This window comes from Lentzea jiangxiensis (genome assembly GCF_900104175.1).
Taxonomy (GTDB): domain Bacteria; phylum Actinomycetota; class Actinomycetes; order Mycobacteriales; family Pseudonocardiaceae; genus Lentzea; species Lentzea jiangxiensis.
Genome location: NZ_FNIX01000033.1, coordinates 38,191 through 46,455, shown reverse-complemented (window position 1 = coordinate 46,455; position 8,265 = coordinate 38,191). Strand labels below are relative to the sequence as shown.

The following is an 8,265-nucleotide window of genomic DNA, read 5'->3' as shown; positions in this document are numbered from 1 at the left end:
CGCTACGCCAACGGCACCGCCGACCCCCGGCCGGTCGACGTCCGCGTCAACGGCGGCCTGGCGGTCGGCGAACGGGCTCTCGCGGGCACCGGCGCGTGGACGACGTGGGTGTCGGCCGGGAACACCGTCACGCTCGGCGCCGGCGCGAACAAGATCAAGCTCACGTCCGCGGGGGCGACCGGTGGTCCCCACATCGACTACGTGCAGGTCGAGGAGGCGGCGGCGGAGCAGGAGGCCGAGGACGCCGTGATCAGCCAGGGCGTCGTCGAGTCGAACTGGGCGGGCTTCTCGGGACGTGGCTTCGTCAACTACGCCAACGTGGTCGGTTCGTCCGTCGAGTACGTGGTCAACGCCGAGTCCGGTGGTGAACACGACCTCACGTTCCGGTACGCCAACGGCACGACGACCGACCGGCCCCTCTCGGTGACGGTGGACGGCGCCAACGCCCAGACCGTGTCGTTCCCCGGCACGGGCGCGTGGACGACGTGGCGGACGCGAACCGTCAAAGCCACCCTGCACGCCGGCGCCAACCGCATCAGGGCGACCGCGACGACGGCGAACGGCGGCCCGAACGCCGACAAGCTGACCGCCGTGCTCGTCGGCCCGCCGGACGACGAGGCACCCACGCCGCCGCGCAACCTGCGGTTCGTCGGCTCCACCCACGACTCGGTCTCGCTGAGGTGGGAGGCGGCCACCGACAACGTGGGCGTCACCGGCTACGACATCTACCAGCACGGACAGCTCGTCACGAGCGTCGGCGACGTCCTGGAGGCCACCGCGACCGGCCTGCGTCCCGACACCGAGTACGACTGGACGGTGTTCGCGAAGGACCGGGCGGGCAACGTCTCGCAGGCCTCGAACAACGTCCCCGGCCGCACCGGGCCCGCGCCCGTGGACGGCCAGGCGCCCACGACGCCGGGCACGCTGCGGCCGACCGGCGCCACCTCGACCAGCGTCTCGGTCGCGTGGGGCGCCTCGACCGACAACGTGGCGGTCACCGGCTACGAGATCCACTTCGACGGCGCGCTCAAGCAGACCGCGGACGGGTCGGCCACGAGCGCGACCGTCGCGGGGCTCACCACCGGCCAGACGTACGCGGTGAAGGTGCGGGCGAAGGACGCGGCGGGCAACCTCTCGGCGTTCTCGAACCAGATCTCCGTGCGCCCGGCGGCCGGTGGCGGCACGGGGGTGCCGAACCCCGGCGCGGTCACGCAGATCGCGTCCGGCGTCGACGTGGCGTGGGGGCTCGCGTTCCTGCCCGACGGCTCGGCGCTGGTGACCGAGCGCGAGACCTTGAACGTCCTGCGCGTCACCGAGGCCGGTGCCAAGACCGTCATCGGGAAGGTGCCCGACGCGATGGGCACCAACGGCGAGGGCGGCGCGCTCGGCATCGAGGTGTCGAAGAACTTCGCCACCGACGGGTTCGTCTACCTCTACCACACCTACATCGACGGGAACCGCGTGGTCAGGGCCCACTTCGACGGCTCGGGGCTGACCGGCTGGACGACGTTGCTCGACGGCGTGCCGAAGAACCGCTACCACAACGGCGGGCGTCTGCGGTTGAGCCCGGACGGCCGCTACCTGTTCATCTCGACCGGTGACGCGCAGAACGGCAACAACGCGCAGAACCTCAACACCTACGCCGGCAAGATCCTGCGCATCCACCCGGACGGCTCCATCCCGTCCGACAACCCGTTCGCCGGCAGCGCGGTCTGGAGCTACGGCCACCGCAACGTGCAGGGCCTCGACTTCGACTCGCGGGGCAGGCTGTGGGCGTCGGAGTTCGGCAACTCGCGGCAGGACGAGGTCAACCTGATCACCAAGGGCGGCAACTACGGCTGGCAGCCCTGCGAGGGCACGATCGGCGACTGCGCCGGCACCGTGGCGCCGAAGAAGACCTGGCCGACCTCGCAGGCCTCGCCCTCGGGCCTGACGATCGTCAACGACCACGTCTTCGTCGCCACGACCATGGGCCAGCGGATCTACCGGATGCGCATCGACGCCGACGGCAACCTGGTCGAGCAGCAGACCTACTTCCAGGGCACCTACGGGCGCCTGCGCACCGTCGAGGTCGACCAGGAGGGCGACCTCTGGCTCACGACGTCGGCGGACAGGGACGGGTCGGCGGGCAACGACCGGATCCTGCACGTCGACGTCGTGTACGAGGACGGCGGCACGTCCACCGCCAAGCCGGGCGTTCGAATGTCAGGACACAGCTCCACGGAGTGAGACAAGTGCCCGTGTGCATGCGTGCTCACGGGCACTTCACTTGTTTCGCAACGACTTGAGAGCTGCGAGTGTCAGACCCCGCGTGTAGCGTCGATCGGGCCAGACGATCACGGGGAGTGTGGCAACGGTGACTGCGTTGCGTGACCAGCCGGCGCCGGCGGTGTTCGCCGACCGCGCCGAGGCCGAGGCCTACGTCGCCTCGGTCTGCTTCAAGCACGGACCTCCGAGGCTCTTCGGCGTGGAGCTCGAGTGGACCGTCCACCACGCCGAAGATCCCACCAGGGTCCTCGATCCTCACAGGCTCGCCACGGCGCTCGGCGGGCACGCACCACCCACTCTCGTTCCGGACAGCCCCCAGAGGCCGCTTCCCAGCGGCACCCCGCTGACCGTCGAACCGGGCGGGCAGGTCGAGATCTCCACTCCTCCCTGCACCAGCCTCCCGGACCTCCTCCGCACGGTCACCCAGGACATCTCGCACCTCACCGCCCTGCTGGCGGACCACGGCCTCGTGCTCGGCGACAAGGGCGCCGACCAGCACCGACGTCCCACGCGCATGCTGCGGGTGCCGCGCTACGCCGCGATGGAGCACGCGTTCGGCGAGCTCGGCCAGGACGGCATCTCGATGATGTGCAACACCGCGGGGCTGCAGGTGTGCCTCGACTTCGGTGAGCAGAAGCACCTGCAGGACCGCTGGGCGGCCGTGCACCAGCTCGGGCCGGTGATGATCGCGCTGTTCGCGAACTCGCCGGGCATCGGCGGGCTGCACGAGGGCTGGGCGTCCGCTCGCATGAGGACGCTCTACGGCTGTGATCCCGTGCGCACCAGGCCGAGTGCCGTGTGCGCCGATCCGGCCCGGGCCTACGCGCGCAGGGTCCTGGACACACCGGTCATCGCGGTGCGCGGACCCGGCCCCAGCTGGATCCCGCCGCGCAGGTTCACGTTCGCCGAGTGGATCGGCGGGGCGCACGACCGCCGCCCCACGAGCGACGACCTGGACTACCACCTGTCGTTGATGTTCCCGCCGGTGCGCCCGCGCGGGTACATCGAGATCAGATACCTCGACACGCCCCCTCCGGGAGGGTGGATCGCGCCGAGTGCGCTGCTCGTCGCGCTGTTCAGCGACCCGTCCGTCGTGGACGGTGTGCTGGCGGCGACGGAACGGGCCGCCGGGCGGTGGCTCGTCGCCGCACGGCACGGGCTGGCGGACGACCGCGTCGCGCGGGCCGCCGAGGACGTCGTGGCCCTGGGCATCGAGGCGTTGCCCCGCACGGGCCTCTCTCCAGCACAGATCAGCACCATCAGCCGGGAGCTTGAGGGGAAGCTGTGACCGAACAACTCCGCGAGCAGGTGGCGGAGGAACTGTTGCGTTCGCGCGCGCGTTCCACCGCCCTGACCGACGCCGTCGACGAGCACGACCTCGTGCGGCAGCATTCGAAGCTGATGTCGCCCCTGGTCTGGGACCTGGCGCACATCGGCAACCAGGAGGAGCTCTGGCTCGTGCGCGACGTGGGTGGTCGCGAACCGGTCAGGAGCGACATCGACGAGTACTACGACGCGTTCAAGTACGGCCGCAGCGTGCGGCCCGAGTTGCCGCTGCTGAACCCCCGGGAAGCGCGCCAGTACGTCGCCGACGTGCGCGGCAAGGTGTTCGACGTGCTGGAGGAGGTGCCGCTGGAGGGCCGCCGGCTCGTCGAGAACGGCTTCGCGTTCGGCATGATCGTGCAGCACGAGCAGCAGCACGACGAGACGATGCTCGCCACGCACCAGCTGCGCAAGGGCGACCCGGTCCTGCACGCGCCCGCGCCACCGCCCGGCGCCCTCGTCCCGACGACGGAGGTGTTCATCCCGGGCGGCCCGTTCGAGATGGGCACCTCGGACGAACCGTGGGCCCTGGACAACGAACGCCCGGCGCACGCCGTGCACGTCGACTCGTTCTTCATCGACACGACACCGGTCACGAACGGCGAGTACGCCGAGTTCGTCCTGGCCGGCGGCTACGACGACCGTCGCCTGTGGACGGACGAGGGCTGGGAGCACCGGACGACGGCGAAGCTTGTGGCGCCGAGGTTCTGGCAGCGCGAGGAGAACTCGTTCGTGCGCACGGCGTTCGGCGTGACGGAGCCGATCGTGCCGGACGAACCCGTTGTGCACGTGTGCTTCCACGAGGCCCAGGCGTACGCGAGGTGGGCGGGCAAGCGCCTGCCCACCGAGGCGGAGTGGGAGAAGGCCGCGCGCTTCGACACGGCGACCGGCCGCACGCGCCGCTACCCGTGGGGCGACCAGGAACCCACCGAGGAGCACGCGAACCTCGGGCAGCGCCACCTGCGCCCCGCCCCGGTCGGCGCCTACCCGGCGGGGGCGACGCCGAGCGGCGTGCACCAGCTGATCGGCGACGTGTGGGAGTGGACCTCCAGCGACTTCGGCCCGTACCCGGGCTTCGAGGTGTTCCCGTACAGGGAGTACTCCGAGGTCTTCTTCGGACCGGACTACAAGGTGCTGCGCGGCGGCTCGTTCGGCACGGACTCCTCCGCGATCCGCTCGACGTTCCGCAACTGGGACTACCCGATCAGGAGGCAGATCTTCGCCGGCTTCCGCTGCGCCAGGGACGCCTAGGCGGATGTGCCGCCACCTGGCTTACCTGGGCGCCGCCGTGCCCGTCTCCCGGCTGCTGTACGACGCGCCGCACTCGCTGGAGCGCCAGTCGTACGCACCCGGCGACATGCGGGCCGGGGGAACGGTCAACGTCGACGGCTACGGCGTCGGCTGGTTCCCCGGCCCGGTGCGGTACCGGCGCGCCGGCACGCTGTGGAGCGACCCGAACCTGCGCCAGCTCGCCGCCGCCGAGTCGACGGCGTTCCTCGCGGCGGTGCGCTCGGCCACCACGGGCATGCCGGTGTCGGACGCGGCGTGCGCGCCGTTCACCGACGGCACGTGGCTCTTCAGCCACAACGGACGCGTGGACGGCTGGCCGCACACCGTGGCGGGCCTCGCGAAGGCGCTCGACGTGGCGGACCTGCTCACCATGGACGCGCCGACCGACGCCGCGCTGCTGTGGACGGTCCTGCGACGCCGCCTGGAGACCGGGAAGACCCCGGCGCAGGCGCTTGTTGAACTCGTGCACGAGGTTGCGGACGCGGCACCGGGGTCGCGCCTGAACTTCCTGCTGACCAACGGAGAAGTGCTCGTGGGGACGACGTGGACACACGCCCTGTGGGTGCTTCAGAAGGCACAGGGCGTGACTCTCGCGTCCGAACCGCTTGACGACGACCCGGGCTGGCGGGAGATCCCCGACCGGCACGTGGTCACCGCCGTTCCATCCACTGTGGAGGTTCGACCGATATGACCGAGCCGGTGCTGGACGTTCACCTCACGCCCGAGGACGCCGCCCACGCGCTCCGCGCCGACGTGCGGGCCGGACTGACCGCGGACCCGAAGTGGGTGTCGCCGAAGTGGTTCTACGACGCCGCCGGCAGCGCGTTGTTCGAGGACATCACCCGGCTGCCCGAGTACTACCCGACCCGTGCCGAACGCGAGGTGCTCGCCGAGCGCGCGGGCGAGATCGCCGCGACGACCGGCGCGCACTCGCTGGTGGAGCTGGGGTCCGGCTCGTCGGAGAAGACGCGGCTGCTGCTCAGCGCGTTGCGGGAGCACGGGACGTTGCGGGAGTTCGTGCCGCAGGACGTGTCGGTGTCGGCGCTCACCGAGGCCGCGCACGCGATCATGGCCGACTACCCGGGCCTGCGCGTGCACGGCGTGGTCGGCGACTTCACGCAGCACCTCTCGCTGCTGCCCGGTGAGTCACCGCGCGTGGTGGCGTTCCTCGGCGGCACGATCGGCAACCTGATCCCGGAGGAGCGCGAGAAGTTCCTCCGCACGGTCCGCGACGTGCTGGAGCCGGGGGAGTGGCTGCTGCTCGGCACGGACCTGGTGAAGGACCGCGACACGCTGGTGCGGGCGTACGACGACGCGCAGGGCGTGACGGCCGAGTTCAACCGCAACGTGCTGAACGTGCTCAACCGCGAGGTCGGCGGCGACTTCGACGTGGAGGCGTTCGAGCACGTGGCGCTGTGGAACGCCGAGCGGGAGTGGATCGAGATGCGCCTGCGCGCCAAGCGGGCCATGCGGGTGACGCTCGCCGAGCTGGACCTGACCGTGGAGTTCCACGAGGGCGAGGAGCTGCGCACCGAGGTGTCGGCCAAGTTCCGCGAGGAGGGCGTGAAGCAGGAGTTGGAGGACGCCGGGTTCGCGCTGCACCGCTGGTGGACCGACGCGCAGGGCCGGTTCGCCGTCTCGCTCGCGCAAGCCCTGTAATCGAGACCACAACCATCCGATAGGCGGGTACACGCGGTGCCCGCTCGGTGATGGGCTGCATCGATGACATCTGCATCAACGCGGGCCGTGCGCGTTGCGCTCGTCAGCGCAGTCGCGCTCGGCACCGTCATCACCGGCCTGGGCTCCGCGTCGGCCCAGCCCGGGACCACCTCGGCCGCGAGACCCGCCGCCTGGGGGCCGTGCGCGGCGGACGTGCTCGCCGAGATCCCCGCCGCGGAACGCACCAAGGTCAGCTGTGCCGTCCAGGAGGTGCCCGTCGACCACTCGCGTCCGCGCGGGGACTCGACGGGCATCGTCATGATGAAGCGCCCCGCGGGCGACCCGGCGAAGAAGATCGGCTCGTTGTTCATCAACCCCGGCGGCCCCGGTGGCGCCGGCCTGATCTACAGCGCCTACGGCGGGAGCTTCTTCACGCCGGAGGTCCTCGAGAAGTTCGACCTCATCGGTTTCGACCCGCGCGGTGTGGGCCGCAGCGCGCCACTGCGCTGCTTCCGCACCCAGGAGGAGGCCGACGCCGTCAACGTCGGCTGGTACGCGCTCCCGACCACCTCGGAGGAGATCGCGAGCTCGATCCGGCAGTCCAAGGCCTACACGGACTACTGCAAGATCAACGCCGGTCCGCTGCTCGACCACATGTCGACCGAAGCGGTGGCCCGCGACCTCGACATCATGCGCGAGTCGGTCGGGGACGGCCAGCTCACGTACGTCGGCTTCTCGTACGGCACGCTGCTCGGCGCCACCTACGCCAACATCTTCCCGCAGCGGTCGCGCGCGCTCGTCCTCGACGGCAACGTCGACCCGCAGCTGCGGCTGACCAACGGTGCGCAGTACGACCGCGAGCGCGCCCGCGGCTTCGAGATCGCGCTCGACGCGATGCTCAAGCGCTGCGACAGCGTGGGAGTCGAGCGGTGCGCTTTCGCCGGTGACGCCCGCAAGAAGTTCGACGCCATCCGCGAATCGCTGCGCAAGGGCCCGACGACGCTGCCGAACGGCACGCAGGTGACGCTGACCGACGTCGTCGGCCGCACGGCGAGCAACCTCTACAGCCCGACCACGTTCAAGGCGCTGACCGCGTGGCTGCAGTCGATCCACGTGGCGCAGAACCCGTCGGCCGCCGCCCTGGGCGTCCAGTCCGTTGTGGACGTTCCGCTGCTCCACAACCTGGGCGGCAAGGCGGACGTGCGCGCGCTGCCGGACACGCCGTACACGAGCGACGACTCGTACTACGCCGTCAACTGCATCGACAAGCCGTTCTCCCGCAGCAACCGCAACTGGGCCTCCACCGCGGCGAAGTGGGAGGAGGAGTCGCCCACGTTCGGCCGCTACCAGGCCGCGTCCGACCTGCTGACGTGCCCGACCTGGCCGGCGCGCCACCCGGACCGTTGGATCGGCCCGTGGAACCGCCACACCAAGAACCCGATCGTCGTGGTGGGCAACTACTACGACCCGGCCACGCAGCACCTGTTCGCGCAGCGGATGGCGAAGCAGCTCGGGAACGCCCGCCTGATCAGCGTGGACGCCTTCGGCCACTGCATCCTCGGTGACTCGGCCGGCGCCGACGCGGCGGTGACGAGGTACCTCGTCGACCTCACCGCACCCGTGGACGGCACGATCTTCCAGCCGAACGCGCAACCGTTCTGATCCGTCCCGGACCGCCCGCCTGTCGTCGGACAACCGACGATAGGCGGGTACAAACGGTGCACC

6 protein-coding genes are annotated in these 8,265 nt (G+C 70.8%); all 6 read left to right on the top strand.

Features of this window, described 5'->3' with window-relative positions:
- The coding region (locus BLQ91_RS38215) for a PQQ-dependent sugar dehydrogenase (RefSeq protein WP_143023044.1) at nucleotides 1–2,229 on the top strand (2,229 nt) is incomplete at its 5' end.
- Between the two features lie 127 nt (nucleotides 2,230–2,356).
- Complete coding sequence (locus tag BLQ91_RS38210) at nucleotides 2,357–3,556, top strand: glutamate-cysteine ligase family protein (protein WP_245734268.1); 1,200 nt, start codon at nucleotides 2,357–2,359, stop codon at nucleotides 3,554–3,556.
- Nucleotides 3,553–4,842 (top strand): ergothioneine biosynthesis protein EgtB, encoded by a 1,290-nt coding sequence (gene egtB / locus BLQ91_RS38205; RefSeq protein WP_090105256.1) that lies wholly within the window; start codon nucleotides 3,553–3,555, stop codon nucleotides 4,840–4,842. Before BLQ91_RS38210 ends, egtB begins: the two co-directional genes overlap by 4 nt.
- Nucleotides 4,843–4,846: 4 nt before the next feature.
- A complete protein-coding gene (egtC, locus tag BLQ91_RS38200) occupies nucleotides 4,847–5,572 on the top strand; it encodes an ergothioneine biosynthesis protein EgtC (RefSeq protein WP_090105254.1) in 726 nt (241 codons plus the stop codon).
- On the top strand, nucleotides 5,569–6,540 hold the full coding sequence (gene egtD / locus BLQ91_RS38195; RefSeq protein ID WP_090105252.1) for an L-histidine N(alpha)-methyltransferase: 972 nt from the start codon (nucleotides 5,569–5,571) through the stop codon (nucleotides 6,538–6,540). Before egtC ends, egtD begins: the two co-directional genes overlap by 4 nt.
- Nucleotides 6,541–6,603: 63 nt before the next feature.
- Nucleotides 6,604–8,202 carry an alpha/beta hydrolase gene (locus BLQ91_RS38190; RefSeq protein ID WP_090105249.1) on the top strand — a complete coding sequence of 533 codons (1,599 nt, stop codon included), beginning with the start codon at nucleotides 6,604–6,606 and terminating at the stop codon, nucleotides 8,200–8,202.
- Nucleotides 8,203–8,265: the final 63 nt, after the last annotated feature.

Coding starts and splice junctions, on each gene's coding strand:
- egtC (WP_090105254.1), top strand. CDS start 4,847: ATGTGCCGCCACCTGGCTTACCTGGGCGCCGCCGTGCCCGTCTCCCGG.
- egtD (WP_090105252.1), top strand. CDS start 5,569: ATGACCGAGCCGGTGCTGGACGTTCACCTCACGCCCGAGGACGCCGCC.
- BLQ91_RS38190 (WP_090105249.1), top strand. CDS start 6,604: ATGACATCTGCATCAACGCGGGCCGTGCGCGTTGCGCTCGTCAGCGCA.